Below are 25,902 nucleotides of genomic sequence, written 5' to 3'. Positions count from 1 at the left end.
TTTAAGGATTGATATTGGCTTGCATTATAAAAACTCAAATGATAATGTCAATCTAGATGTTTGGATGTCTAAATGGCTTTTGTGATTGGTTCGATTTAAATCCTTTTACCAGCACTGAAACTCACTCTATGTTATTTGAAAATACTCTTGAAAAAGTCAACTAAATAATAGTTTTGGCTCTACTGCCCATTAGTCTTGTGTGCTATGCTTGGCGCCGAATTTTTAAAGTAACAAAGAATCAATTATGTCTGATAATAATTTTGAATCAATCGAGCAACGCGTTAGCTACGGTGTTGGTCGTCAATTGGGTGACCAATTGAGAAATAATCCGTTTAAGTCTTTCGATGTAACAGCGGTTCAAGCAGGTTTAGCTGATGCATTAGCTGGTAATGCTAGCGCTGTTAGCGATGAAGCACTAAACGAAGCATTCGCTGTTGTTTCTAAGCAACTACAAGAGCAAGAACAAGCTGCAGCAAAAGAAAAAGCGGCAGAAGGCGAAGCGTTCTTAGCTGAAAACGCTAAGCGCAAAGAAGTTACTGTTACTGAGTCTGGCTTACAGTATGAAGTTGTAGCTGCAGCAGAAGGCGACAAGCCGACGGCAAGCAGCACTGTTCGTGTTCATTATCACGGTACATTTATTAACGGTGACGTTTTTGATAGCTCTGTTAATCGCGGTCAACCAGCTGAATTCCCAGTTGGTGGTGTAATTGCTGGTTGGACTGAAGCATTACAATTAATGCCTGTAGGTTCAAAGTGGCGTTTATACATCCCTTATAACCTCGCTTACGGCGAGCGTGGCTCACAAGGTGCTATCCCTCCATACTCAGCATTGATTTTTGATGTTGAGTTGCTAGATATTATTAGCTAGTAACCTTGATTGATAAAGCCGGGATTTCCCGGCTTTTTTGCATATAGGACATATGTATGCCGTGTTTACATGGATGTGAAGGAACGGCGGTGCAAGGATAAACGGTCAGGTTTTTAGTTCCAGACAAAAGCTGAGTATTCCGTGCTATCTGGGCTGTACAAAAAATTATAGAGTAAACAATACAAGGCGAAATAACTAAGATGCTAAAACAACAAATAGAGCGTCTGTTCAACACATATTTACAAGCGTTTCATCACACTGATATAGAGGCGGTTCGATCGTGTTACGTTTTACCTTGTACGTTATCGACACCAGATGAGTTAAAACTCGTGCTCGACACTGACCAATTTAACCAAGCTTTTACCGATATATTCGCTCAGCTTGAAGCCGCAAGTGTTACCAAAATTGGCGCAAGTAAAGCGAGCTTCAATCAATTAACTGATACTGTTGTATCTGCTGCAGTCGATTGGCAGTTTTATGATGACAGTGAAGCGCTTTTCACAGAATTTACCGCCTTATATCAACTTATTAAAATAAACAGTGATTGGGCTATTATTAACGTGATTTCACACGATATTAGTCAATCGATAGCATTTTCAGAAACATTTCAGATTAAGGGTTAGTAGTTATGACAATAAAAGTCGCCGTGTTAGGTTGTAGTGGTCGTATGGGCCGTAACTTAATTCAAGCGGCCAGTGAGCACAGCAAGATAGCGCTTGTTGGTGGAACCGTAAGAACGAGCTCTAATTTTGCCGATTTCGATTTAGGCGAATTGGCGGGTATTGGCCACCTTGGTGTTAATACATGCACCGATATTAATCAATTGAAAAATGCCGATGTCCTGATTGACTTTACATCGATTGAGTCCACCTTTGAGCACTTGGCTTGGTGTCAACAACACAATAAAGCACTAGTGATTGGCACTACTGGCTTTAGCGACCAACAAGTTGAGCAAATTGTTTTGGCAGGGCAGGATGCGCCTGTTTTACTGGCACCAAATACCAGTGTGGGCGTGAATTTATTGTTTAAATTATTAGAAATCACCAGTAAAGCTATTGGTGATGACTCAGATATAGAAATATTTGAAGCCCATCACAGATTTAAAAAGGATGCCCCATCAGGCACTGCAATGAAAATGGGTCAAGTGATTGCTGATACATTAGGCAGAGATTTAAACGAATGTGCTGTTTACGGCCGCGAGGGTATAACCGAAGAGCGAGATCCCAATACTATTGGTTTTGCTACAGTGCGTGCTGGTGACATTATTGGTGAACATACAGCATTTTTCGCAAACTTAGGCGAACGTTTAGAAATTAGTCACAGAGCCACTTCTCGAATGACCTTTGCCCAAGGTGCGATGAAAGCGGTGATATGGCTGGCAAAAGCCGATAATGGCTTCTATGATATGCAAGACGTGCTTGGTTTAAAGCACCTTTAGTAAAGCTAACACTGATTTAAGCGAGCAGTTCTAACGCCATATATACGAATTCAACAACCTGTCTAAATGGTCAGGTTGTTGATTTTGGTTAGTGTGTTTTTGTTAGATAACTTAGTGAAAAATGCTATATATGGCCAAGTTAAAGCTAAGTTTTGCGGTGTTTAATGTAAATCCGTCAATAAAGCTTAGTTTTTTGCGGTTTTTGTTAAAAAAGACTAGACGTAAACCAGGCTTATGCGTAAAATGCGCGGAATTTGTCAAAAATTCGCTTTTTCGTTGAATTTAACGGCTTAAAAGCAGGCAAATTTTCGATTGCACAAGCGCTTAAACGCTGAGTTAGCCATGGATGTTGCGGCTGAGCTATTTAAGTATATTTTCTTCTTTTTGGAGGTTAAATTGACTAAATCTGCCATATTAGTGCTGGAAGACGGCACAGTATTTAACGGCACCGCAATTGGTGCACAAGGGTTGGCTGTTGGTGAGGTGGTATTTAATACCGCGATGACAGGTTACCAAGAAATTCTCACTGATCCCTCCTATGCAGAACAAATCATTACCCTCACTTATCCTCACATCGGCAACACTGGTACCAACTCAGAAGATTGCGAATCAAATACTATTTGGGCTAAAGGCCTAGTTATTCGAGACTTACCACTGTTAGCAAGTAACTTTAGAAACGAAGAAAACTTAAGCGAATATCTGATTCGCAATAATATTCTTGGTATTGCTGATATAGACACTCGTAAACTTACGCGTATTTTGCGTGAAAAGGGTGCCCAAAACAGCTGTATTATTGCTGGTGACAACATTGATGAAGCGGTTGCACTGGCTGAAGCTAAAGGCTTTCCAGGCTTAAAAGGCATGGATTTAGCCAAAGTCGTGTCAACAAAAGAAACTTATACCTGGAGCGAAGGTAGCTGGCAACTAGGCCAAGGTTATGTGTCACCAGAAAAGTTAGACTTTCACGTGGTAGCATACGATTTTGGTGCCAAACACAATATTTTACGTATGTTAGTTGATCGCGGCTGTAAGTTAACCGTTGTTCCTGCACAAACACCAGCGAGTGAAGTGTTAGCCCTAAATCCAGATGGTATATTCTTATCAAATGGTCCAGGTGACCCAGAGCCTTGTGACTATGCAATCGCTGCTATTAAAGAATTTTTGACCACAGATATTCCTGTTTTCGGTATTTGTTTAGGACACCAATTACTCGGCTTAGCAAGTGGTGCGCAAACCGTTAAAATGAAATTTGGTCACCACGGTGCCAACCACCCAGTGAAAGACTTTGAAAACAACGTTGTGATGATTACCAGCCAAAACCACGGTTTTGCTGTTGACGAAACAAGTTTGCCTGAACACCTAAAAGTGACTCATAAGTCATTATTTGACGGTTCATTACAAGGCATTCATCGCACTGATAAGCCTGCCTTTAGCTTCCAAGGTCACCCAGAAGCTAGCCCAGGCCCTCACGATGCAGCACCTTTGTTCGACCACTTTATTGATTTAATCAAAACCTATAAAAATCAAGCATAAGCACAAAAAAAGAGAGACGAAAAACTATGCCAAAACGCAATGACATAAAAAGTATCTTAATTTTAGGTGCTGGCCCAATTGTTATCGGTCAAGCCTGTGAGTTTGATTACTCAGGCGCACAAGCGTGTAAAGCCTTAAAAGAAGAGGGTTTTCGCGTTATCTTGGTTAACTCTAACCCAGCAACGATTATGACTGACCCAGAAATGGCTGATGCGACCTACATTGAGCCGATTCACTGGGAAGTTGTTCGCAAAATTATTGAAAAAGAGCGCCCAGATGCAGTTTTACCTACCATGGGCGGTCAAACAGCACTTAACTGTGCATTAGATTTAGAAAAACACGGTGTGCTTGCTGAGTTCGGTGTTGAAATGATTGGCGCTACTGCCGATGCTATCGACAAAGCGGAAGACCGCGATCGTTTCGACAAGGCAATGAAAAATATTGGCCTTGAAACGCCGCGCGCTGAAATTGTTCACTCTATGAAAGAAGCGCTTGATACGTCAACGCGCATTGGCTTCCCTTGTATTATTCGCCCGTCGTTCACTATGGGCGGCACTGGTGGCGGTATCGCGTATAACCGCGAAGAGTTTGAAGAAATTTGTACGCGTGGTTTAGATCTTTCACCAACCAACGAATTATTGATTGATGAATCATTAATTGGTTGGAAAGAGTACGAAATGGAAGTGGTTCGCGACAAAAATGACAACTGTATCATTATTTGTGCGATTGAAAACTTCGACCCTATGGGCATTCACACCGGTGACTCTATTACGGTTGCACCAGCGCAAACGCTAACGGATAAAGAATATCAAATCATGCGTAACGCTTCACTAGCCGTGTTGCGTGAAATTGGCGTTGAAACTGGTGGTTCTAACGTACAATTTGGTGTTAACCCGAAAGACGGTCGCATGGTCATTATTGAAATGAACCCGCGCGTTTCTCGTTCTTCAGCGCTTGCCTCAAAGGCAACTGGTTTCCCAATTGCTAAAATTGCAGCTAAGCTTGCGATTGGCTACACCCTTGATGAATTGTCTAACGATATTACTGGTGGTGCAACGCCAGCCTCGTTTGAACCGACAATTGATTACGTCGTGACTAAGATTCCTCGTTTTAACTTTGAGAAATTCGCCGGTTCAGAAGACAGACTAACCACTCAGATGAAATCTGTTGGTGAAGTCATGGCCATTGGCCGCAACCAGCAAGAGTCAATGCAAAAAGCACTTCGTGGTCTTGAAGTTGGGGTTAACGGTTTTGATCCTATTATTGATATCAACGCCGCTGACGCTCGCTCGAAAATTATGCACGAGTTGCAAGAAGCAGGTGCAGATCGCATTTGGTACATTGCAGACGCGTTCCGCATTGGTATGAGCCTAGACGAAGTATTCAACGCAACTAAGGTTGACCGTTGGTTCTTGGTACAAATCTTAGATATCGTCAATGAAGAACAGAAAGTTAAAGAAAATGGCGTCGCGGGCTTAACACCTGATTACTTGCGCAGCTTAAAGCGCAAGGGTTTTGCCGATGCTCGTTTAGCCGACTTACTCGACGTGTCAGCAGCGGAAATTCGCAAAAAGCGCCAGAGTGCAAACATTCACCCGGTTTACAAGCGCGTTGATACCTGTGCCGCTGAGTTTAGCTCAGACACTGCATATATGTACTCGACGTACGACGAAGAGTGTGAAGCAGCGCCAAGCGATCGCGATAAAATCATGATCATTGGTGGTGGTCCTAACCGCATCGGTCAAGGTATTGAGTTCGATTACTGTTGTGTTCACGCCGCATTAGCATTACGCGAAGACGGTTTTGAGACCATTATGGTTAACTGTAACCCAGAAACCGTCTCAACCGACTACGACACCTCAGATCGTTTGTACTTTGAGCCAATCACTTTTGAAGATGTGCTTGAAATTGTCAATGTTGAAAAGCCAAAAGGTGTTATCGTTCAGTACGGTGGTCAAACGCCATTGAAATTAGCACGAGCGCTAGAAGCTGCTGGTGTACCAATTATTGGTACTTCTCCTGACGCCATCGACCGCGCAGAAGATCGCGAGCGCTTCCAACGTGCAGTTGAGCGTCTAGGTTTATTACAACCTGAAAATGCGACCGTAACCTCATTAGAAGAAGCGGTAGCCGAAGCGAAGAACATTGGCTTCCCATTAGTTGTTCGCCCATCTTACGTATTAGGTGGCCGCGCGATGGAAATCGTCTATGACGAGCAAGACTTGCGCCGTTACATGAACGAAGCAGTAAGTGTATCAAATGACTCACCAGTATTGCTTGACCACTTCCTTGACGATGCTGTAGAAGTTGATATTGACGCGATTTGCGACGGTGAAAACGTTGTTATTGGCGGTATTATGCAACACATTGAACAAGCGGGCGTCCACTCTGGTGACTCGGCCTGTTCACTTCCTGCTTACAGCTTAAGTGAAGAAATTCAAAATGTTATGCGTGAACAAGTGAAAAAGCTCGCCTTTGAACTTGGCGTTAACGGCTTAATGAACACGCAAATGGCAGTGAAAGACGGCAAAGTTTACTTAATTGAAGTTAACCCTCGTGCTGCTCGTACGGTACCATTTGTTTCAAAAGCGACTTCAATTCCTCTAGCGAAAGTTGCCGCCCGTGTTATGTCGGGTAAATCACTTGCAGAGCAAGGCGTTGTTAAAGAAACAATTCCACCGTTTTTCTCGGTAAAAGAAGTGGTTATTCCATTTAACAAGTTCCACGGTAGTGACCCGCTTGTTGGCCCAGAAATGCGCTCAACAGGTGAAGTGATGGGTGTTGGTACTACGTTTGAAGAGGCTTACGCTAAAGCTAACTTGGGCGCAGGGGTTTCTGTACCTAAATCTGGCCGAGCATTAATTTCTGTCCGTGATAGTGATAAAGGCCGTATTGCAGAGCTTGCTAAGCAAATGGTTGAACTAGGCTACGAGCTTGATGCAACTCACGGTACTGCGATTGTCTTAGGTGAAGCTGGCGTACCATGCCGATTAGTCAACAAGGTACAAGAAGGTCGTCCACATATTCTTGACCGTATTAAAAATGGTGAGTACAGCTATATCATCAATACCACCGAAGGTCGTAAGGCTATTGAAGATTCTAAAGTGCTTCGCGGTGGTGCCTTGCGTTATAAAGTTGTTTACACAACAACCTTAAACGCGGCCTTTGCGGCATGTCGTGCACATGCAGCGGATGATAGAAACAAAGTGACTTCAATCCAAGAGTTACACGAGCAGTGTCAATAAGAGATTAAGTCTCTAGTTGGTTAAAAGGGCGATTCGTGTTATTTTAGCCTACTATTAAATTGAACTGTTGATAAAGGTGGTTTTTTAACCACCTTTATTTTTTGGTACACGGATTTTTTACTCTATTGTGTAGAGTCTTTTGTTTAGATAAGAATTAGAAGTTAGAGAAGTTAAGAATGAATCAAATTCCTATGACCGCTCAAGGCGCAGAAGCGCTGCAAGAAGAATTAACCCATTTGAAATCGGTTAAGCGTCCTGAAATTATTGCCTCTATCGCTGAAGCACGCGAGCACGGCGATTTAAAAGAAAATGCTGAGTATCACGCCGCTCGTGAGCAACAAGGTTTTTGCGAAGGTCGTATTCAAGAGATTGAAGGCAAGTTGAGTAATGCGCAAATTATCGACGTCAGTAAAATTCCAAATTCAGGCAAAGTCATTTTTGGTGTCACTGTTACCTTGTTAAACATTGATACTGATGAAGAAGTGACTTATCAAATTGTTGGTGATGACGAAGCTAATATCAAAGAGAATCGCATTTCAGTTAATTCGCCTATTGCTCGTGGCTTAATTGGTAAAACGGTTGACTCAGAAGTAGAAGTTAAAACGCCAGGTGGTGTTGTTGAATTTGAAATTATCTCAGTAGAACACATTTAAATACCAATACTACATACAATTTGTTAAGCCACTTAAACTCGTGTTTAGGTGGCTTTTTAGTTTAAATGACAACTGACATAAATTTGCTGTTGGCATCCTGTTTATATACCCAAACTACTTCAAGATACGCAGTTCAGCGCTATCACAGGGACTTAATATCAAGGCGCAGCTAGCAGGAATGGTCACTCCCTTTCAATTAGCTGCAACGATGAGAATAAGTTCCTGTGAAGCGCCCAAAGGGTTGGTTTAAAAGATAATTTATGCGGCGTTATTGATTTTAACAAGGGGACAACCATTCTTTGCAATCAATGCCTTGCCTAAATTACTTTTAATTCCAACTGAACAAGCATCTTGAAGTAGCTTGGGTATAGTCTGAGAACGGCTCGCAGTATTCAAAGTTAAATTTTTCGTAGAGTTTTCGCGCGGGTAAGAAAAAATCTTGCACACCAGTTTCTAAACTTAGTCTGCGATAATTTCGTTGCTTGGCTATTGCAATAACGTGTTCGAGCAATTTTGTTGCAACCGCCTTGTTTCTCGCCTTTGACGTGGTGCGCATTGATTTGATTTCACCGTGATGGTCTGACAATTGTTTAATCGCGACACAGCCAAGCAAGCATTGCTCTTGCCAGGCGCTGAAAAAGGTGATTTCTGGTGCTTTTAGCTTATTAATATCCAAGGCGTGAACACTCTCAGCGGGTGATGTAGCGTACATATCGTCTAAGTGTTCTTGCAACAGCTTGGCAACCGCATTTGTCGACAAATCATCAATGATAATATTCATATAGTTTGTTTTACTCGCTTGGTTTATCTGACCGGTTTTTTATCTAATTTGATTGTTGTCGAGTGCGAAATTGACCGCAGCTTGTGCGTGAATAGCGACGGTGTCATATAGCGGTAACTCAGTATCTCGATCAGAGATTAACAGGGCGATTTCAGTACAGCCTAAAATGATCGCTTGTGCACCTTGAACTCTCAACGCCTCGATAATCTCTAGGTACGACTTTTTCGACGCTTCTATAATATTGCCATGACATAACTCATCATAGATGATTTGGTGCACTGTTTGCTGTCGTTCATCATTAGGTACTATGACCTCTAAGCCAAATGTTTCTGTTAAGCGGCCTTTGTAAAATGACTCACTCATCGTGAAAGCTGTGCCGAGCAATCCGACTTTAGTAACGTGATCATCTACTAGCTGTTGTCCAGTGGCATCGGCGATGTGAATCAGTGGAATATCAATCGCACTTTGTACTTGCTCGGCAACTTTATGCATAGTATTGGTACAAATAAGTAAGCAATCTGCACCAGAGCGTTCAACATTTTGCGCGGCAACGGCGAGTATCTCTGTCGTTTCTTGCCACTTTCCTTGGTGTTGGAGTTTTTCAATGTCAGCAAAATCGACACTGACTAGGTTTACCTTCGCTGAGTGTAAGCCACCGAGTGCTTCTGCGACCCCGTGGTTGATCGCTTGGTAGTAGCTAACGGTAGATTGCCAACTCATACCGCCAAGTAAACCAATCGTTTTCATTAATTCATAGCTCCCATCATCGTTTGTTGTTGTATTTGTCGCTAAATGCGGAATAGCTCAGTGGCTTATCAAAATAGTAACCTTGGTATTCAAAACAGTTTAATGTTTTTAAAGCGTCAATTTCAGTCATGGTTTCAACGCCTTCAGCGATAATGTTGAGCTTTAGGCTGGCAGCTAAGCCGACCATGGCTTCAACCAGTTTTTTGTTAGTCTCATTATTTGCTAAATCAGTAACAAAGGCGCGGTCTACTTTGAGTTTATCAAGGGGTAACACCGCTAAATAAGATAGAGATGAATAACCAGTGCCAAAGTCATCAATTGCAATACTTATCCCTAAGTTCTTTAGTTCATTAATTGCTGTTAACGCATCTTGCTTCTGTTCAAGCAGCAAACTTTCAGTGATTTCTATTTCTAAGTGCTGGGCGTCAAAGCTTTGGTCATTCAGTTGTTGTTTAACGTAATCAACCAAATGCTTATTGTAAAACTGCTTTGAGCTTACATTAATTGCCAACTTAAAGTTTGACGAGACATGAAGTAGACTGTGCCATTGTTTGGCGTCTTCCAGCGCTTGTTTTATAACCCATTGGCCAATTTTGTCGATCATGCCCGACTCCTCGGCAATTTGGATAAACTCTGCGGGGGAAACTTCGCCTAACTCACTATTGCGCCAGCGGGCAAGGGCTTCTGCGCCAATCAGCTCTTGGTCTGCATTAAACTGAGGTTGATAAACGAGATAAAACTCCTGATTATCAATGGCATTGTGTAGCTGGGTATACAGTGTATGCTTGCGTTGTGCTGAGGTTTTTAGCGAGTCCTCGAAAAAACTGTACCGATTACCGCCGTTCACTTTAGCCTTATACATTGCTAGATCTGCTTCGGTAAAGCTATCCGTTGTCGATCGCGTTTTACTTTCGATTGTTGTAATACCGATACTAGCGCCAACCGTGACAATATGCTGTTCAATTTCAATTGGCATATCGACAATAGTGAGGGCACTCTCGGCAATATCAGCGAGCTGCTGTTTTATATCGGTCTCATTATCTTGGGTTAAGAAAATACTAAATTCATCACCACCAAGTCTCGCCAACAGCGCACCGTGATTATCAGCAACTGTTTGAAAATGCCCAGCAACTTTTTGTAATAGCTTATCGCCAATGGCATGACCTAAGGTGTCATTAATTTGCTTAAATCGATCTAAATCAATAAATAAAAGGCCGGCAACTTGATAATCGAGATCTCTAATCTGATTTTGTAGACAACGGCGATTGGCGAGCTTGGTCAGAGGGTCGATTAATGCTTGATGTTCAATTAGTTGTCGATACTCAACCTCAGCGGTAATATCTTGGTAAGTCCCCAATATACCGATTATTTCTCCAGCTGGTGTGCGCATTGGTACTTTGTTGGTACGCAGCCATTTATCTTTTTTGCCTGCAATCGGCAAAGGCTCTTCGATATTGAGCTTGGCCTCGCCAGAAGTAATGACTTTTCTATCGTCGGCTCGTTTGGGATCTGCTTCTTCAGGGCTACTATAAATTGCGTAATCTGATTGGCCAATTAGGTCTTCAATTCGATCAAAGCCAATATCGTCAATTAATTTTTGATTGGCACCTAAGTAATTTAAGTCGGTATCCTTCCAAAATACCCGCAGTGGAATTGTGTCTAAAACAATCCTCAGAAGCTGTTCGGCAGATAACTGCTTGTTTGATCGTGACATTCCATTTCCACCGTATTATTTTTTGGGGTTTTGCACGTTTTTCTGTTCCTAGATTAATGTTGTCGCCGCGATAATTCAATTGTTTATCAGTTAGATGATAATAGACTTGTACTCATTCGGTAAAACGGGCATAACAATAGCTAGTGATTTATTATTGTTTAGATAACGGATAACACCTAAGTAATTCGACGAAAGTATGATGAAAAAAGAAACTAAAATAGTCAGTAGTGGCAGAAAACCTCAGTGGACTCGAGGAGTCGTTAACCCACCGGTAGAGCGTGCATCAACAGTGGTCTTTGAATCAGTCAAAGAAATGAAGCATGCAACGGCTAATAAAACTAATAAAACCTTGTTCTACGGGCGTCGAGGAACAACAACCTCATTTGCTTTTTCTGATGCTATGACTGAGCTTGAAGGTGGCGCTGGTTGTGCTTTGTATCCGTCTGGTACCGCGGCAATTACCAATGCGATATTGGCCTTTGTTGAAGCGGGTGATCACATTTTAATGGTTGATACTGCCTATGAGCCGACCCGAGATTTTTGCGATAAAGTGCTCAAACGCATTGGTGTAAGTACCACTTATTACGACCCGATGATTGGTGCTGGCATTAAAGACTTGATGCAAAGTAATACCAAAATTTTGTTTTTGGAGTCTCCAGGGTCATTGACCATGGAAGTGCAAGATGTGCCGACACTGGCGGCAATCGCTCATGATCACAATTGTATTGTCATGCTCGATAACACTTGGGCGGCAGGTGTTAATTTCGATGCAATCGCTCATGGCGTTGATATTTCTATTCAAGCGGCGACTAAATATATTGTCGGTCATTCTGACGTTATGCTAGGCACTGCTGTAGCGACTGAAAAATACTGGCCAACGTTGCGAGAAAATAGTTATTTAATGGGGCAATGCACCTCGCCAGATGATTTGTACCTAGCCTTGCGCGGCATGCGAACCTTACCTGTGCGGATGAAACAACACGGCGATAGCGCGTTGAAAGTTGCTCAGTGGTTAAGTCATCGTCCTGAAGTTGCAACGATTTTACATCCTGCTTTTGACTCTTGTCCCGGCCATGAATACTACAAACGCGATTTTAGCGGCAGCAACGGATTATTCTCATTTGTTTTAAACTGTGGCAACCAAGCGGCAATTACTGCACTGCTCGATGGCATGAAACACTTTAAAATGGGGTACTCATGGGGCGGGTTTGAAAGCCTTATTTTATCCGTGTCAAGTATCGATAAAATGCGGACAGTAAGCCATTGGCCATATCAGTACCCATTGATTCGCTTACACATTGGTTTAGAGCACGTCGATGATTTAATTGATGATTTAGCGGCTGGTTTTGAGCGCTTTAATCAAGTGTTATTGGCCAACACGTCAGCCGATAAGCGTTAGTTACACTGATTTTTGTTCGCGAAAAACCTTTTAATTGTTGTTGAGTGGTCAATGGAATTGATCGCCACATAGCTGAAACCAGTATTGTAAAGCTATGTAAAGTCAATTGTTTTCAGTCTGCTTCTGGCATATTTTGCTACGCTTATTACTAGTGATAAGCGCAGCAATAGTGCGCTAAGTGGACGATTACCCAACAACAATGAGTAACAATAAGTTTTACACTCTTTCCTTGTGTTCTGCGCTCTTGCTCAGTGCCTGCAGCAACCAAACCACGCGCTCTCAACCGGAGCAGCTGCAACAACTGCCGGATCGATTTCATCAGGTATCTTCTTTACCAATATCTAGTCAAGATCGACAAGCTAATGACAGCGAACTAATCGATCAAAACTGGATCGCTAGTTTAGGCAGCCAACAACTCGAACAATTAATTAACCAAGCATTGACTAGCAACTTTGCTTTAAACGCTGAGCGCATACAATTAGAGCGCAGTAAGCAACAGCTGGTTATCACGGGTGCAACAGATTACCCAGAACTCAATTTAGCGCTCAGCCAATCTCGACGAAAACTGATCAATGCCAATACTGACCAGTCGAACTTTAACAACAATGCTGAGCTTAATTTACAACTAAGCTATGAATTAGATCTGTGGGGTCGATTATCCGATAGTCAACAACAAGCCAGCTTTAGTTATCAGTCAGCGCGCGCCAATTATAAAAGACAGCAATTGTTGTTAGCAGCTAACGTCAGCCGTGCTTGGTTTGATTTATTAAACGCTCAGCAGTTACTGCGTTTGTTTGATAAACGCGCGACTAATTTACAAGCGAATCTGATCACTATTCAAAACTCTTATCGTTTGGGGCTAAGCCAAGCGCTTGACGTTTATCTGACCCAAAACAATGTTAATCAAGAGTTGGCACGCGTTGCTCAGCAAAAGCAGGTGGTTAACGCTGCTAGTCGCAGCCTTGAATTGTTACTCGGCCAATATCCGAGTGCTGAGTTTACTGCTAGTTTGCTAGATGATCAAAACAGCTTGCCTCGTTTGACTAGCCAAGTGCCAATTGGGCTACCAGCATCATTACTCACACGACGCCACGATTTACAAGCGAGTTGGCTCAATCTACTCAGCCTAGACGCCGGATTAGCTGTTGCTCACAAGCAGCGTTTTCCACGTCTGAGCTTAACGGGGTCAATTGGCCAAAGTTCAACTGAATTAGACCAGTTACTTTCAACCGATAGTTTAGCGTGGTCAATACTCGGCAATTTAACGTCGCCACTTTTTAACGCCGGTCGTTTAAAAGCCTTAGAACAACAGGCTCAACTCTCAGTTGAAAGTGCCGAATTTGTCTATTTACAACAGGTATATCAAGCGTTTTTAGAGGTAGAAAATGCGTTAACCAACCAGGTTAGCCTTACTGAGCGCTATCAACACCTAGTTGATGCCAAAAACAATGCTGAGGCTGCCGAAAGGTTAGCATTCGATCAATATTTAAAAGGCATTGTCACCTATAGCACAGTGTTGGAAGCACAGCGCCGCGCCTTTGATGCTCAAACCAGTGTCATCCAGTTGAACAACCAAATAGTGCAAAACCGCATCGATTTGCACTTAGCATTAGGCGGCGATTTTTCCACGCAAGTAGCTGTTGCCACAGAAACTGCCAGCACCAATGGGCAGTCAACGCCAAAAATAACCTCAAGCACTGGTTACTAGAGTAAATATTAGAGCAAGTATTATGACCAATATTAGAAAAATTATCCTCCCAGTGGCACTCGTCGCTATTTGCGCAATGATTGTTTTTGTCATTATCAGTAACCCACCAACGAGCAAACGCGGTCGTCCAAAACAGGCACCGCAACTCGCCGTTGATGTAGAAACGATAAAAAGTGAAAACTACCAAGTCAATGTTGCTAGTTATGGCACGGTTCGCCCGCGCACTCAAAGTGTTTTGCTACCGCAAGTGTCAGGGCAAATTACCTATATCAGTGATAATTTTCGCAATGGCGGCTTTTTTCGACAAGGGGAAGTACTCGTTCGTATTGACCAACGGGACTATCTTGCCGAGATAAAAATCGCTCAAGCGAATTTGTACAGTGCCGAACAAGCGTTAATTGAAGAGCAAGCGCGAGTGGCGCAAGCAAAGCAAGATTGGCAGCGTTTGGGCAATAGTGACCAAGCGCCTGAATTGGTGCTGCGAAAACCGCAATTATTGGCCGCTGAAGCCAGAGTAGCGTCGGCGCAGGCAACCTTGTCACGAGCAGAGCTCGCTTTTGAGCGCACCGAGATTATTGCGCCATATACTGGAAGAGTATTGCAGCAGCGCGTTGATCTGGGGCAGGTGGTGTCGCCGGGCACTCAACTGGCTGATATTTATGCCGTTGATTACGTTGAAATAAGGCTGCCTATTCGCAACAAAGACCTCGCTTACATGGTATTGCCAGAGCAAGGTTTATCGACTCAACCGCTGCCGACCGTCAATTTCGTTTCTGACTTAGTGGGCCAGCAACGCTGGCAAGGTAAAGTAGTGCGAACTGAAGGCGCATTCGATAACGCCTCACAGCAGTTGTTTGTTGTTGCACAAATTAACGATCCTTATGGCATTGCCGTGCTCAATCAAGATCAAAGCAATCAGCAAAGCAGTCACGCTAGCCAAAACAATGGGCAATTGCCGATTAAAATTGGTCAATATTTAACGGCAACTATTGCAGGCAATAAAGTTGAAGATGCGATTATTATTCCCAATAAAACGGTATATCAGGGCAGTTATGTTTATTTAGTTGAAGACGGTGTGTTAAAGCGCCAAACCATTGAAATTAGCTGGCAAAATCAAGAAATTGCGATGGTCAGTAAAGGCCTTAGTGCAGACCAACTCTTGGTAACTACTCCTCTTGGCCAAGTCAATTCAGGCACGCGGGTTGAGATCAATCGCTTAGATGGCATAGCACAAACTAATAAAGGCAATAAACGCGGTACTAACGCTAAAGCGGGCAAGGGCAGAAAGCGCCCAAATGCTCAAACCGAGCAAGCGCCGGCTAAACCAGCTCAGCTTTCAGCTAAAAATAGCGGAGGTCAATCATGATAGCTTGGTTTGCTCGCAACCATGTTGCCGCTAATTTATTGATGGTCACCATCTTGTTGATTGGCTTGTTATCAATGAACTTGCGCATTCCGTTAGAAGTTTTTCCATCATTTGAGCTTGATGTTGTTAATGTTCGCGTCACACTGCGCGGTTCAACTCCCGAAGATGTAGAACAAGGGGTGACAATTCGCATTGAAGAAGCAGTTCAAGATCTAGAGGGTATTAAAAAAATTACCAGTCGCTCGGTCGAGGGCAGTGCGACCGTCAGTATTGAGGCGGAAAGTGGCTATGATGCCAGAGAGCTATTGGCAGATATCAAAAGCCGAGTTGACGCCATTAACACCTTACCGGTTGATGCGGAGCGGCCCAATATTTCTTTAGCGACCCGCCAGCGCGATGTTATTACGGTGGCAGTGTCAGGGCAGCACAGCGAGCGAGAAATTCGCGAATATGCCGAGCAAGTGCGGGACGATCTATTGCGCTTGCCACAAATTACCCAGTTGAGCTTAGATGCGGTCAGAAGCTATGAAATTACCATCAGCGTTAGTCAGGATAAGCTACAAGAATACCAGCTGACACTTGCCAATATCGCCACCGCTATTCGCAACAGTTCACTTGACATGTCGGCCGGTAATATTCGCACCGATGGCGGCGAAGTGTTAGTACGCAGTAAAAATCAGGCTTATCGCCGCGATGAGTTCAGCGATATCGTGATTCGCACCAACGCCGATGGCTCTATTTTGCGTTTGGTTGATATCGCCGAAATTAATGATGGCTTTAATGAAAATCCGATACGCGCGCGATTTAACGGTGAACAAGCGGCGATGATTGAGATTTACCGCATTGGCCAACAAAGTGCCATTGAGGTTGCTTATGTTGTTAAAAACTATATTGAAGCTCAGCAAACGAGCTTACCTGAGGGCTTTAAGCTTAGTTATTGGGACGACGATTCTGAAATTGTTAAAAGCCGCTTAAATACGCTGATTTCAAATGCCTTGCAAGGCGGTTTTCTAGTACTGTTATTGCTCACCTTATTTTTGCGACCGTCAATTGCATTTTGGGTCTTTATTGGTATTCCGGTCAGCTTTATGGGCGCGTTCATTGTGATGCCAATATTTGATATTTCTCTAAATATCATGAGCTTGTTTGGCTTTATTTTAGTGCTCGGCATTGTTGTCGACGATGCTATCGTAACTGGCGAGAATATATATCGACATTCGCAAATGTCTGAATCGGGCATTGATGCCGCAATTAATGGCACCAAAGAAGTAGCAACACCTGTTACCTTTGGCATTTTAACGACGGTTGCGGCGTTTCTGCCACTTGGTTTTATCGATGGAGTACGCGGCGCTATTTTCGCTCAGATTCCCGTGGTTGTCATTCCAGTCTTGTTGTTTTCGCTAATCGAGTCGAAATTTGTCCTACCAGCGCATTTATCTCACATAAAAATGCGCCATCAGAAAGAGAAACAATCGCGATTAAGCCAGTGGCAGCAAAATTTTGCCGACGGATTTGAGCGGGTTATTTTGACTTACTACAAACCGCTGTTAGCAAAAGCGATTAATTACCGCGCGACCACATTAGTGCTGTTTATTGGCAGCTTAGTGATTATTGTTGCATTGATTGTCAGCGGATGGAGTAAATTCATATTTTTCCCCCGTATCGCCAGTGAAACCGCTCGGGCTAACTTAACTATGCCGGTTGGTTCGAGTTTTGATGTCGTCGACAACTACGTTGAACGGATGTCACAAGCGGCTAAACAGCTGCAAGACAAATATCGCAATGATCAAGGGGACAGCTTAATTCTCAATATTCTGGCCATTACCCAAAACGATACTGGCCGAGTGCGCTTTGAAATTTTGCCAGCAGACCAAAACGATACGGGTGTTACCAGCTTGCAATTAGTGCGCGAGTGGCGACAGTTAATTGGCGATTTACCGGGCGCTGAAGCATTGACCTTTCGAGCGGAAATTGGTCGAGCTGGCAATCCGATCGATGTCCAGCTGTCAGGCAGTAACTTAGAGCAGTTAAAGCGAGCTGCGCAAGAGGTTAAAACCTTTTTATCGGGTTATCCAACGGTGTTCGAAATAACCGATAGCTTAACCAATGGCAAAGAAGAGCTACAAATTAATTTAACTGAGCAGGGCTATGCCTTGGGGATGTCGGAGTCGAGCATTACAAGACAAGTGCGCAATGCCTTTTTTGGTGCCGAGATTCAGCGTATTCAGCGCGGTCGGGATGATGTTAGAGTTATGCTGCGTTTTCCACTTGCCGAGCGCAGTGCAGTCAGTAACTTAACCGATATGCTCATCGACACGCCAACAGGCGGTAAGGTGCCACTGTCACATGTTGCGACCTTAAGTGCGGGTAAAAGCCCATCGACAATTTATCGCATAGATCGTTACCGCACCGTCAATATTACCGCAGATGTTGATAAAAATAATACCAATATGACGGTGGTCAACAGTGAATTGACGGGCTTTTTAAACGAGCTAATTCAACAGTACCCGGGCTTAAGCCACAGTTTAGAAGGTGAAGCGAAAGAGCAACAAGAGTCGTTTGGCAGTTTGCAATGGGGTTTAATATTTGTTTTCTTCATTATTTACAGTTTACTGGCGATACCGTTTAAGTCTTACAGTCAACCGTTAATTGTGATGTCGGTGATACCATTTGGTGCTATTGGTGCCGTGATTGGCCATTGGATTATGGCAATGGATTTAACCGTTATGAGTTTACTCGGCATGATGGCGTTAATTGGTGTGGTGGTAAATGACAGTTTAGTGTTAGTTGATTTTATCAATAAACGCAGACTTGAAGGAGCTAAGTTGCTCGATGCGGTGCTAACGGCAGGTCAGTCTCGCTTTCGTCCGGTAATGTTAACGTCACTAACCACTTTTATCGGCTTGATGCCGCTGCTTTTTGAAAAGGCGACGCAAGCACAATTCTTGATTCCGATGGCGGTTTCGTTGGGCTTTGGCATTATTTTCGCAACCTTTATTACCTTGATATTGGTGCCAGTCAACTATATGTTGTTGGCTGATGCTAAAGGCTTGGTTAAACGATTCTCAGGTAACAATAAAAACGCGGCGTTAAACACTTAACGTATTTTATGAGCTTGAGGCTTTGACCCGATAGCTAGTCGGGTCAAGCTAGCTGGGCAAGAACTATTTAAAATCTTTTGAAAAAAAGTTATTGGTAACGTTAGCGATTAAATCATCGGTAGTAGTTTTCGCGAATTTTATCGAAGTCACCATTATTCTTTCCGTCAATGATCACTTGGCTGAGTTGAGCGCGATATTTCAATAAACTCGATTGCTTTGATGTCACGAAGTGCAACGGCTTGAGCTCTTTTGCCGGTTGCCAAGTTGACTCGACAATACGGTCAGATAAATTCATTTCATTAATTTTTTTATTTGCGCTCGGTCTGGTGTGAAAAAAGCCATCAATACGCTGACGATCAAGTAGCAATATCTTTTGTTTGAGTGCCGATACCGTCACTTTATTGATATCAATATTGTCGTCGTATTGTTTTGAGATTTTAGAGTCAATGCTGTTGGCAATGGCGACCCCAGATAAGCTGTTGTAGTCATTAAATCTATCTTTGTCGTGGTATCGAACAAAGAGCTGCTGGCGCAAGCGAATGTAAGAGGGCAAAAACACCAGCTCGTCGGTGTCTCTGTGGGTCAAGATAATTAAATCGATACTGCCTTTTTCTAGCTCTTTTACTCGGCGAGCTAACGGCATTGGCTTAATTTTTATCGCAATGCCGAGTTTGGCTGCTAAGTAATTAAAATAGCGTGCGTGCAAGCCCTCAGTAAATTCAGGTGATACAGAGGCAATAAAAACTTCTTTGGCATAGCTACTGGGCAAGGTTATCAGCACTAATACCAGTGCAAAAATTCGAGACAAGTAAGCTTCCTCAACGCGGAATATTTTGAACGGACACTCAAGTTAAGATAGCTCATGGTCGTCAAAATTCAATAGCGCAACTGGCATTAAGTGATTGTTAGTCTAAAGTCAGTTCTGTTACAATTGTCCTGAACCAAGGGGTGTGCTTGTTTTTAGCTAAACTAAAACCAAGCACTGAGACGTAGTAACGAACCCTTAGAACCTGAACCGGGTTATGCCGGCGTAGGAATGGTTAAAACTCGATGAATTTTTCTAGCCAGTGTTGTGCTGGCGATTCTTTCTTGTCTTTCCTGATACGCTGCTCCCATTTTTTGGCGCGTTGCCTTTTGCCAAACGCTTGTTTGCGTGGTTGGCACTGTGAGCACGCCTGTTTTCATGCCAATGATGAGATCAAAATGAAATTTAATCATACTCGATTAAGCCTTGCCGTAGCGGCTTCTCTTCTTTCTTCTACTGCTGCAATCGCCGATGACGCGATTGAAGTGATCACAGTTCAAGGTGATTTTGAAGCAGTAAACCTGCAAAAATCTGCCAACTCAGTGAGTGTTTTAACTGATATTGAAGCGCAGCTGCGCGGTGCGCAAAACCTTGAAGAAATCGTTGCTAAAATTCCCAACGTTAATTTTTCAGCCGGTAGCCAACGCGCGCGTTATTATCAAATTCGCGGTATTGGTGAGCGCAGTCAGTTTCGCGAGCCAATTAATCCATCTGTTGGTGTGATTATTGATGATATTGATTTCACCGGTATTGGTGGTGTTGCATCACTATTTGACGTTGCTCAAACTGAAGTGTTTCGCGGTCCGCAAGGTACGCGTTTTGGTGCCAACGCGCTCGCGGGCTTAATCAGTATTCACACCAATGAACCAACAGACGAGTTTGAAGGTGCTGTTAAGCTAACTGTGGGTAACTTTAATAGTTATGGTGCTGGTTTGGTGTTATCTGGGCCTGCTACCGACAAAGTGAAATACCGCATCGCTGCCGAGCACTACAACAGTGATGGTTTTATTAACAACCTGCACTTAAATCGCGATGACACCAACGATAGAGACGAGCTTAGCATTAATGCTAAATTAGCAATTGAAGCCAGTGAGCATTTAACTGTTGATTTAACTTTAGTTAAGTTTGATTTCAACAATGGTTACGACGCTTTTTCATTAGATAACAATCGCAACACCTATTCGGATCAACCGGGTTTTGACGACCAAGACACTACGGCATTTGCCGCCAAATTCAACTACACAGGTTTTGATAGCGTTGATGTCGAAACTATTGTAACCACGGCAGATAACGAAATTGGCTACGGTTATGACGAAGACTGGGCCTTTGTTGGCTTTCACCCAGACGGTTATAGCTCAACGGATCACTACTTTAGAGATCGCGATATCGACACTGCCGAAGTTCGCACTAAGTCAAAAACACCTACCGAAATTTGGGGCAGCCCAACTGATTGGATTGTCGGTGTTTATGCAAAACAAGACGATGAAACCTTGTTGAGACAATACACTTTCCTCGACAGTGATTTTAATTCCAGTTTTGAAAGCGACAACATAGCGGCGTTTTTCCAAATTGATAGCCAGTTATCAGAGCAGCTTAACCTAGTGATTGGCGCCCGTTTTGAAGGCCGTGACGCCGATTACATTAATTCAGATGGCTTTGTCGATAGCAATAGCGAAGATATGATTGGTGGTAAAGTTGTATTGTCATACGCGCTTGATACAGATAGCCTTATTTACGGTTCAATTAATCGCGGTTACAAGGCAGGCGGTTTTAACACCGAGGGCTCATTAAGCGACGATTTACGCGAATTTGACGCCGAATTTTTGTGGAACTACGAACTCGGTTACAAAGCCAATTTACTCGATGGTGATGCTTATTTGCGCTCAGCGCTATTCTTTATGGACCGCACGGATGTTCAAGTGAGAACCTCGCAAACCAATGTCCGCCCTGATGGCAGTTCAGAGTTTATTAGTTTTCTGGGTAATGCCGCTAGTGGTAAAAACTACGGTATTGAACTTGAAGCTGGCTGGCAAGTGACTTCTTCGTTAGAGCTATACACGGCAATGGCGTGGTTGGAAACTGAGTTTAATAACTTTATTAACGCCGCAGGTGATAACCTGTCTGGTCGCGACCAGGCCCATGCGCCTAACTACCAGTTCTCGTTGGGTTTAAATTATCAGTTAAACGACCATTGGTTGTTTAATCTGTCAACCGAAGGCCGAGATTCATTCCTTTTCTCAGACAGTCACAATACGCAATCTGATTCTGTTGTTTTGGTTAACGGCTCGGTTAGCTACCAGCAGGACGACTGGAATGTCAGATTATGGGTTCGCAACGCCTTTGATCGCGACTATCAAACCCGTGGTTTCTTTTTCGGTAACGACCCGCGCGATGGCTACACCGCAAGATCGTTTAACCAATTGGGTGAGCCAGCGGTATTTGGCGTAACGGTTAACTACCAGTTTTAGTAAACATAGAAAACAAGAGGCCTAACATGCAAATATCAATAGAAATTAGCTTGTACCCGCTTGCTGAAACTCAGTATAAAGATGAAATTTGGGCGTTTATCGACCGGCTCAACGGGGTTGATGGCCTAAAGGTTGTCACTAATGGTATGAGTACGCAGGTATTTGGCGACTATGATCTTGCAGTAGCGCATGTTATGGCCGAAATAAAACAGGTACATCAAACCTTGGGCGCAGCGGTTTTCGTTTGTAAGTTTATCGGTGGAGACCGCTCGCAAACTGAGCCAAGGTAAAGGAACAAATGACAGAAACCATTAATTACTTTACCAATATGGCTATTCTCGAATGGATAGCCGTACTGACCGGATTGAGTTATACGGTATTGGCTGCACGCGGTAATATTTGGTGCTGGCCGGCGGCGTTAGTCAGCACTGTGCTTTATACCTATATCTTTTATGATTTTTATCTGTGGATGGACAGCCTATTGCAAGTGTACTATTTTGCCATGGCTATCTACGGCTGGCTTTGTTGGCGTAACCGACAAGAAATCAGCGTTAATGAGGAAATTGTCATTAAGTCGTGGCATTGGCACAAACACAGTTTAGTGATTGGCGGTTTAGCCGTTATCTCGCTCGTTGTTGGTTGGTTAATGGCAAGTTTTACACCCGCGCATTTTCCATATATGGACGCGGCAACGACGGTATTTTCGGTATTTGCAACCTACTTAATTGCGCAAAAAGTGTTGGAAAACTGGCTCTATTGGTTAGTCATTGATGCGGTTTCAATTTACATCTACCTTGAAAAAGGGTTACAACCAACCGCATTTTTATTCGCTTTATATACTATGATCGTCTGTTTTGGTTATTGGCACTGGCTAACACTAGCTAAACGCCAAAGTGAAACGCCGTCGCAACTTGTACTCGATTAAATATGTTGGCGTTAGCTCAATACTTAGCACAAACTCAATTTGTTAAAGCCTTGCTAGTAGATGAGAGTGAGAGTGTAGCAGGTGAGAATGTAGCGAAGAGAGACGCAGAAAAAAATGCGATAGCAAACAACTCTTTAGTAACTGAACAGTCGGCTCTGGCTAGGATTGAACTAACGCCGTTAAGTCAGGGTTTGTCAAGGCAAACAGCGATATTGTCGCTGCATAGCCAAGAGCAGGCCAGACAAGGTTTTGTTGTTAAAGACTTTTCAGAAAGTGACCTTCAACTAAGAGTAGAGCATGAAGTCCAGTTTTTACTGGATGGTAGCAATCTCAGCGCGAAAGTTTGTTATGTTGACCGCCGGATCATTATTAGTCAGTTTTTACAGGGTCCTCTGCTTTCTAACCCAAGATTTACTGAAAGCGAGCGACTCAATTACAGTGTCAATGCGCTTGTTCAGTTACATCAATTGCCGACGTCCGGCTTAAATCAGGTTAAAAAGCTCAAACCTAAAGCCTTGATTGATTCTTTTTTGCGACAAATGGAATTAAAGCGAGCGTCGCTGCCAGCCGCGCATCACCAATTTATTCAGCAGCAGGTAATCGCTTGTTTAGATTGGTGCCTTGATCATATCTTACCGCTTATTAAACACGTTGATGATAGCCAATTAACTTTGTGTCATGGTGATTTGAATTTCAATAACTTAATAGTCGATCAACAAAGTAATGGTCGGTTAATTGACTTTGAATCGGCTTGTTTAGCGGAAGTTGAATTTGACCTTGCCATGCTAGTTGCTGTGAACCTATTGACGGACATCGACCTAAATCACCTCGTTAGCCAATATCGAGAAAGCAGACGTAATATTCTCCTCAAAAACCAAGGTATCAAGTGCCAATATCAAGAGTCAGATGATGTTGTGTGCGCAAAAAAGGTAACGCGTTACTTGTTTTTTTGCTATCTTATCAATGGCTTGTGGTTTTTGTTAGCAGATAATCAACTCGACGCACAATCTCAGTTAGCCTATGCTAAGCAACAGTTTACTCAGCTACGAAAGCTAATCGTGAGTGCTGAAAACAGCTGATCTTTATCCTTACTTAAAGCCAATAAGCGCTTAATTGAGACAAAAAGCCAAAAACCTAAGACTAAAGGTAGTGATAAAAGCACTTGGCTACCGCATAATTTAGTTATAAGTAGTTAGTAGTCCAATTTATTAGGCTCTTTTGTGAACTGGCAAAAATTAATCGAAGACCGAAATCGTTTTTTTTGGTTATTACATACCTCAGGCTGGATTGGCTTTGCACTAGTCCATTACCTAGGCTCATTGCTCCATGACGTTCGTGGTATTTTCGTAATGGTAATCTTCCTTGGAGCTTATGCCGGTTGGATGTTCACTTTGCCGCTGCGTTATGTTTATCGCAAGGCGTGGAACTTGTCGCCACTGAAAATCGCCGTTGTCGTCATTCTTGCATCGTACGTTACTGGTGTTATGTGGCAAGTCGTGAAAAACATCACCTATTGGGAAATATACAAACACGGTTGGCAACCAGATTTTTGGCTTTATTACACTAAAGGCAGTGTATGGGCGTTTTATATCGTGTTGAGTTGGAGTGGCTTGTATTTTGGTATTAAGTATTATCAAATGCTGCAACGCGAAAAGCGCAATGTATTACAGGCCAATACTCAGGCTCATCAAGCGCAACTCAAAATGCTACGTTATCAGCTTAACCCGCACTTTTTGTTTAACACCCTCAATGCGATATCTACATTAATATTGGTTGAGGAAAACAAAACTGCTAATGGTATGGTGACTAAGTTAAGTGAGTTTTTGCGCTATTCACTTGATAAAGATCCGATGAAAAAGGTGACGCTGGAAAGCGAAATTCATGCGCTTCAGCTTTATTTAGACATTGAAAAAGTGCGCTTTGAGGACAGATTACAAGTGACCTTTAACATCGCCAAAGACTGCCAGAATGCCTTATTACCAAGTATGATTTTGCAACCGCTGGCTGAAAACGCAATTAAGTATGCGATTGCAGTGCAAGAAGACGGCGGCACGATAACGGTTAACGTTAACCGTTTTGGTAATGATTTGTTGGTAGAGGTTGCAGACAACGGCCCAGGTGCTGAGATTAAAGATGGCAACTTGTACCGAGAAAGTGGCGTTGGCTTAGCCAATACCCGCGAGCGATTACAGGCGCTTTATCCGAATCAATTCTCATTAGTTGTTTCACAAAACGCACCGACCGGTGTTAAAGTGAATATAAGAATGCCTTATCAAGTAGGAACTTAGCAGTGAGCCAACAACTTAATACCCTAATTGTTGACGACGAGCCATTAGCTCGCAAAGGACTAAAAGTACGATTATCTGATTATCCTGAAGTTAACGTGGTTGCCGAGTGTGCCAATGGCAAACAAGCGCTGGAACAAGTTCAAGCGCTGGTACCTGATTTAGTCTTTCTCGACATTCAAATGCCGGGGATGAATGGCTTTGAAGTGGTTGAGGCGATGATGGCATTAGATATTGAAATGCCGTTAATTGTCTTTGTTACTGCTTATGACCAATATGCGATTAACGCGTTTGAAGTCCACGCCTTAGATTATTTGATGAAGCCAGCCGACGAACAGCGCTTAGCACAAGCAATGTTGCGTATTCATCAGCACCTAGCCGATAAAGCGGCAAATCAGCACAAAGCGCAATTAGTAAAACTGGTTAGTGAAGTGACGGGTAACGACAGCGAACAGATTTTAAATGAACTTGATAACAACGAGTCCGTCAGTCTGCAACACTATTCTGATATTTTAGCGATTAAAGATGCTGGCGAAGTCAGTAGGGTGCCAGTGAAAAATATTATGTGGATTGATGCCGCAGGTGACTATATGTGTGTTCACACCGAAAAAGGCACCCATATTTTGCGCAAAACCATGAAAGAGCTTGAAGCCATTTTGGATCCGCGCATGTTTATTCGTTGTCACCGCTCGGTTATTGTCAATAAACACTATATCGACAAGTTCTGTAGTCAACTCAACGGCGAGTATTATTTAGTGATGCTTAACGGCAAAGAGCTAAAAGTCAGTCGCAGCTATAAAGACAAAGTTAAACAGCTGGTTTGCGCTTAGCTTGTTGAACTTATTTAAATAATATTATTTATACCC

The 25,902-nt window shown here is 43.1% G+C and carries 21 protein-coding genes and 1 riboswitch; of the genes, 16 read left to right on the top strand and 5 right to left on the bottom strand.

Annotated features, from left to right (window positions below):
* Window positions 1–244 precede the first annotated feature (244 nt).
* The 6 genes from J7384_RS09795 to greA all read left to right on the top strand — a co-directional run bounded on the left by J7384_RS09795 (window position 245) and on the right by greA (window position 7,737).
* A complete protein-coding gene (locus tag J7384_RS09795; RefSeq protein WP_209113507.1) occupies window positions 245–868 on the top strand; it encodes an FKBP-type peptidyl-prolyl cis-trans isomerase in 624 nt (207 codons plus the stop codon).
* 200 nt (window positions 869–1,068) lie between these two features.
* Window positions 1,069–1,491: a hypothetical protein gene (locus J7384_RS09790; RefSeq protein WP_209113505.1), complete on the top strand. Its 423-nt coding sequence runs from the start codon at window positions 1,069–1,071 to the stop codon at window positions 1,489–1,491.
* A 5-nt stretch (window positions 1,492–1,496) separates the two neighbouring features.
* Window positions 1,497–2,306 (top strand): 4-hydroxy-tetrahydrodipicolinate reductase, encoded by an 810-nt coding sequence (gene dapB / locus J7384_RS09785; RefSeq protein ID WP_209113503.1) that lies wholly within the window; start codon window positions 1,497–1,499, stop codon window positions 2,304–2,306.
* Between the two features lie 396 nt (window positions 2,307–2,702).
* Window positions 2,703–3,839, top strand: coding sequence for a glutamine-hydrolyzing carbamoyl-phosphate synthase small subunit (gene carA, locus J7384_RS09780; protein WP_209113601.1), 1,137 nt, complete (start codon window positions 2,703–2,705; stop codon window positions 3,837–3,839).
* A gap of 26 nt (window positions 3,840–3,865) precedes the next feature.
* Window positions 3,866–7,084 carry a carbamoyl-phosphate synthase large subunit gene (gene carB, locus J7384_RS09775; protein WP_209113501.1) on the top strand — a complete coding sequence of 1,073 codons (3,219 nt, stop codon included), beginning with the start codon at window positions 3,866–3,868 and terminating at the stop codon, window positions 7,082–7,084.
* A 176-nt stretch (window positions 7,085–7,260) separates the two neighbouring features.
* The gene (greA, locus tag J7384_RS09770; protein ID WP_209113499.1) at window positions 7,261–7,737 is read left to right on the top strand and encodes a transcription elongation factor GreA; all 477 of its coding nucleotides are present in this window, start codon (window positions 7,261–7,263) and stop codon (window positions 7,735–7,737) included.
* A gap of 328 nt (window positions 7,738–8,065) precedes the next feature.
* Here the strand turns inward: greA and J7384_RS09765 are convergent, their stop codons facing one another.
* Genes J7384_RS09765 through J7384_RS09755 form a run of 3 tightly spaced genes read right to left on the bottom strand, consistent with a single transcriptional unit; the run spans window position 8,066 to window position 10,979 of the window.
* Window positions 8,066–8,518 (bottom strand): GNAT family N-acetyltransferase, encoded by a 453-nt coding sequence (locus tag J7384_RS09765; RefSeq protein ID WP_209113497.1) that lies wholly within the window; start codon window positions 8,516–8,518, stop codon window positions 8,066–8,068.
* A 39-nt stretch (window positions 8,519–8,557) separates the two neighbouring features.
* Window positions 8,558–9,265 (bottom strand): aspartate/glutamate racemase family protein, encoded by a 708-nt coding sequence (locus tag J7384_RS09760; protein ID WP_209113495.1) that lies wholly within the window; start codon window positions 9,263–9,265, stop codon window positions 8,558–8,560.
* 16 nt (window positions 9,266–9,281) lie between these two features.
* Entirely contained in the window at window positions 9,282–10,979 is a 1,698-nt protein-coding gene (locus tag J7384_RS09755; RefSeq protein ID WP_209113493.1) for an EAL domain-containing protein, read from the bottom strand.
* Between the two features lie 196 nt (window positions 10,980–11,175).
* On the opposite strand from J7384_RS09755, the gene J7384_RS09750 reads away from it, so the two are divergent.
* The 4 genes from J7384_RS09750 (at window position 11,176) to J7384_RS09735 (ending at window position 18,553) form a co-directional block, all read left to right on the top strand.
* Window positions 11,176–12,378: a cystathionine beta-lyase gene (locus J7384_RS09750; RefSeq protein WP_209113491.1), complete on the top strand. Its 1,203-nt coding sequence runs from the start codon at window positions 11,176–11,178 to the stop codon at window positions 12,376–12,378.
* 199 nt (window positions 12,379–12,577) lie between these two features.
* Window positions 12,578–14,086: a TolC family protein gene (locus tag J7384_RS09745; protein WP_209113489.1), complete on the top strand. Its 1,509-nt coding sequence runs from the start codon at window positions 12,578–12,580 to the stop codon at window positions 14,084–14,086.
* Window positions 14,087–14,108: 22 nt separating this feature from the next.
* Window positions 14,109–15,452: an efflux RND transporter periplasmic adaptor subunit gene (locus J7384_RS09740; protein WP_209113487.1), complete on the top strand. Its 1,344-nt coding sequence runs from the start codon at window positions 14,109–14,111 to the stop codon at window positions 15,450–15,452.
* Complete coding sequence (locus J7384_RS09735; protein WP_209113485.1) at window positions 15,449–18,553, top strand: efflux RND transporter permease subunit; 3,105 nt, start codon at window positions 15,449–15,451, stop codon at window positions 18,551–18,553. The genes J7384_RS09740 and J7384_RS09735 overlap by 4 nt, the downstream gene beginning before the upstream one ends.
* 112 nt (window positions 18,554–18,665) lie before the next feature.
* Here the strand turns inward: J7384_RS09735 and J7384_RS09730 are convergent, their stop codons facing one another.
* Together J7384_RS09730 and J7384_RS09725 are read right to left on the bottom strand one after the other, a co-directional pair.
* The gene (locus J7384_RS09730; RefSeq protein WP_209113483.1) at window positions 18,666–19,361 is read right to left on the bottom strand and encodes an ABC transporter substrate-binding protein; all 696 of its coding nucleotides are present in this window, start codon (window positions 19,359–19,361) and stop codon (window positions 18,666–18,668) included.
* A 126-nt stretch (window positions 19,362–19,487) separates the two neighbouring features.
* A riboswitch (TPP riboswitch) is annotated at window positions 19,488–19,607 on the top strand.
* Window positions 19,574–19,771 (bottom strand): hypothetical protein, encoded by a 198-nt coding sequence (locus J7384_RS09725; protein ID WP_209113482.1) that lies wholly within the window; start codon window positions 19,769–19,771, stop codon window positions 19,574–19,576. Its footprint overlaps the riboswitch before it by 34 nt.
* Here J7384_RS09725 and J7384_RS09720 point away from each other — a divergent pair.
* The 6 genes from J7384_RS09720 to J7384_RS19685 all read left to right on the top strand — a co-directional run bounded on the left by J7384_RS09720 (window position 19,757) and on the right by J7384_RS19685 (window position 25,866).
* Window positions 19,757–21,826, top strand: coding sequence for a TonB-dependent receptor (locus tag J7384_RS09720; RefSeq protein ID WP_209113480.1), 2,070 nt, complete (start codon window positions 19,757–19,759; stop codon window positions 21,824–21,826). The two genes, J7384_RS09725 and J7384_RS09720, sit on opposite strands and share 15 nt — an antisense overlap.
* A 26-nt stretch (window positions 21,827–21,852) precedes the next feature.
* A complete protein-coding gene (locus J7384_RS09715) occupies window positions 21,853–22,116 on the top strand; it encodes a hypothetical protein (RefSeq protein WP_209113478.1) in 264 nt (87 codons plus the stop codon).
* Between the two features lie 8 nt (window positions 22,117–22,124).
* Entirely contained in the window at window positions 22,125–22,751 is a 627-nt protein-coding gene (pnuC, locus tag J7384_RS09710) for a nicotinamide riboside transporter PnuC (RefSeq protein WP_209113476.1), read from the top strand.
* A gap of 2 nt (window positions 22,752–22,753) precedes the next feature.
* Window positions 22,754–23,830 carry a phosphotransferase gene (locus J7384_RS09705; protein ID WP_209113474.1) on the top strand — a complete coding sequence of 359 codons (1,077 nt, stop codon included), beginning with the start codon at window positions 22,754–22,756 and terminating at the stop codon, window positions 23,828–23,830.
* Between the two features lie 141 nt (window positions 23,831–23,971).
* Window positions 23,972–25,039, top strand: coding sequence for a histidine kinase (locus J7384_RS19690; RefSeq protein ID WP_209113472.1), 1,068 nt, complete (start codon window positions 23,972–23,974; stop codon window positions 25,037–25,039).
* Between the two features lie 2 nt (window positions 25,040–25,041).
* Window positions 25,042–25,866, top strand: a complete 825-nt coding sequence (locus J7384_RS19685; protein WP_209113470.1) for a LytTR family DNA-binding domain-containing protein — start codon at window positions 25,042–25,044, stop codon at window positions 25,864–25,866.
* Window positions 25,867–25,902: the final 36 nt, after the last annotated feature.

Origin of the sequence: Endozoicomonas sp. G2_1, assembly GCF_017744155.1 — a bacterium.
In the GTDB taxonomy this organism is placed as follows: domain Bacteria; phylum Pseudomonadota; class Gammaproteobacteria; order Enterobacterales; family Alteromonadaceae; genus JAGHQT01.
This window is presented reverse-complemented; position numbering and strand designations above follow the sequence as displayed.

Bases quoted from the DNA above. Each gene is read 5' to 3' on its own strand.
- J7384_RS09735 (WP_209113485.1), top strand. From the start codon at position 15,449: ATGATAGCTTGGTTTGCTCGCAACCATGTTGCCGCTAATTTATTGATG.
- J7384_RS09720 (WP_209113480.1), top strand. From the start codon at position 19,757: ATGAAATTTAATCATACTCGATTAAGCCTTGCCGTAGCGGCTTCTCTT.
- J7384_RS09790 (WP_209113505.1), top strand. From the start codon at position 1,069: ATGCTAAAACAACAAATAGAGCGTCTGTTCAACACATATTTACAAGCG.
- J7384_RS09725 (WP_209113482.1), bottom strand. From the start codon at position 19,771: ATGATTAAATTTCATTTTGATCTCATCATTGGCATGAAAACAGGCGTG.
- J7384_RS09705 (WP_209113474.1), top strand. From the start codon at position 22,754: ATGTTGGCGTTAGCTCAATACTTAGCACAAACTCAATTTGTTAAAGCC.
- J7384_RS09745 (WP_209113489.1), top strand. From the start codon at position 12,578: ATGAGTAACAATAAGTTTTACACTCTTTCCTTGTGTTCTGCGCTCTTG.
- carB (WP_209113501.1), top strand. From the start codon at position 3,866: ATGCCAAAACGCAATGACATAAAAAGTATCTTAATTTTAGGTGCTGGC.
- J7384_RS09755 (WP_209113493.1), bottom strand. From the start codon at position 10,979: ATGTCACGATCAAACAAGCAGTTATCTGCCGAACAGCTTCTGAGGATT.
- J7384_RS09765 (WP_209113497.1), bottom strand. From the start codon at position 8,518: ATGAATATTATCATTGATGATTTGTCGACAAATGCGGTTGCCAAGCTG.
- J7384_RS09795 (WP_209113507.1), top strand. From the start codon at position 245: ATGTCTGATAATAATTTTGAATCAATCGAGCAACGCGTTAGCTACGGT.
- pnuC (WP_209113476.1), top strand. From the start codon at position 22,125: ATGACAGAAACCATTAATTACTTTACCAATATGGCTATTCTCGAATGG.
- J7384_RS09760 (WP_209113495.1), bottom strand. From the start codon at position 9,265: ATGAAAACGATTGGTTTACTTGGCGGTATGAGTTGGCAATCTACCGTT.
- J7384_RS09740 (WP_209113487.1), top strand. From the start codon at position 14,109: ATGACCAATATTAGAAAAATTATCCTCCCAGTGGCACTCGTCGCTATT.
- greA (WP_209113499.1), top strand. From the start codon at position 7,261: ATGAATCAAATTCCTATGACCGCTCAAGGCGCAGAAGCGCTGCAAGAA.
- J7384_RS09715 (WP_209113478.1), top strand. From the start codon at position 21,853: ATGCAAATATCAATAGAAATTAGCTTGTACCCGCTTGCTGAAACTCAG.
- J7384_RS09750 (WP_209113491.1), top strand. From the start codon at position 11,176: ATGATGAAAAAAGAAACTAAAATAGTCAGTAGTGGCAGAAAACCTCAG.
- dapB (WP_209113503.1), top strand. From the start codon at position 1,497: ATGACAATAAAAGTCGCCGTGTTAGGTTGTAGTGGTCGTATGGGCCGT.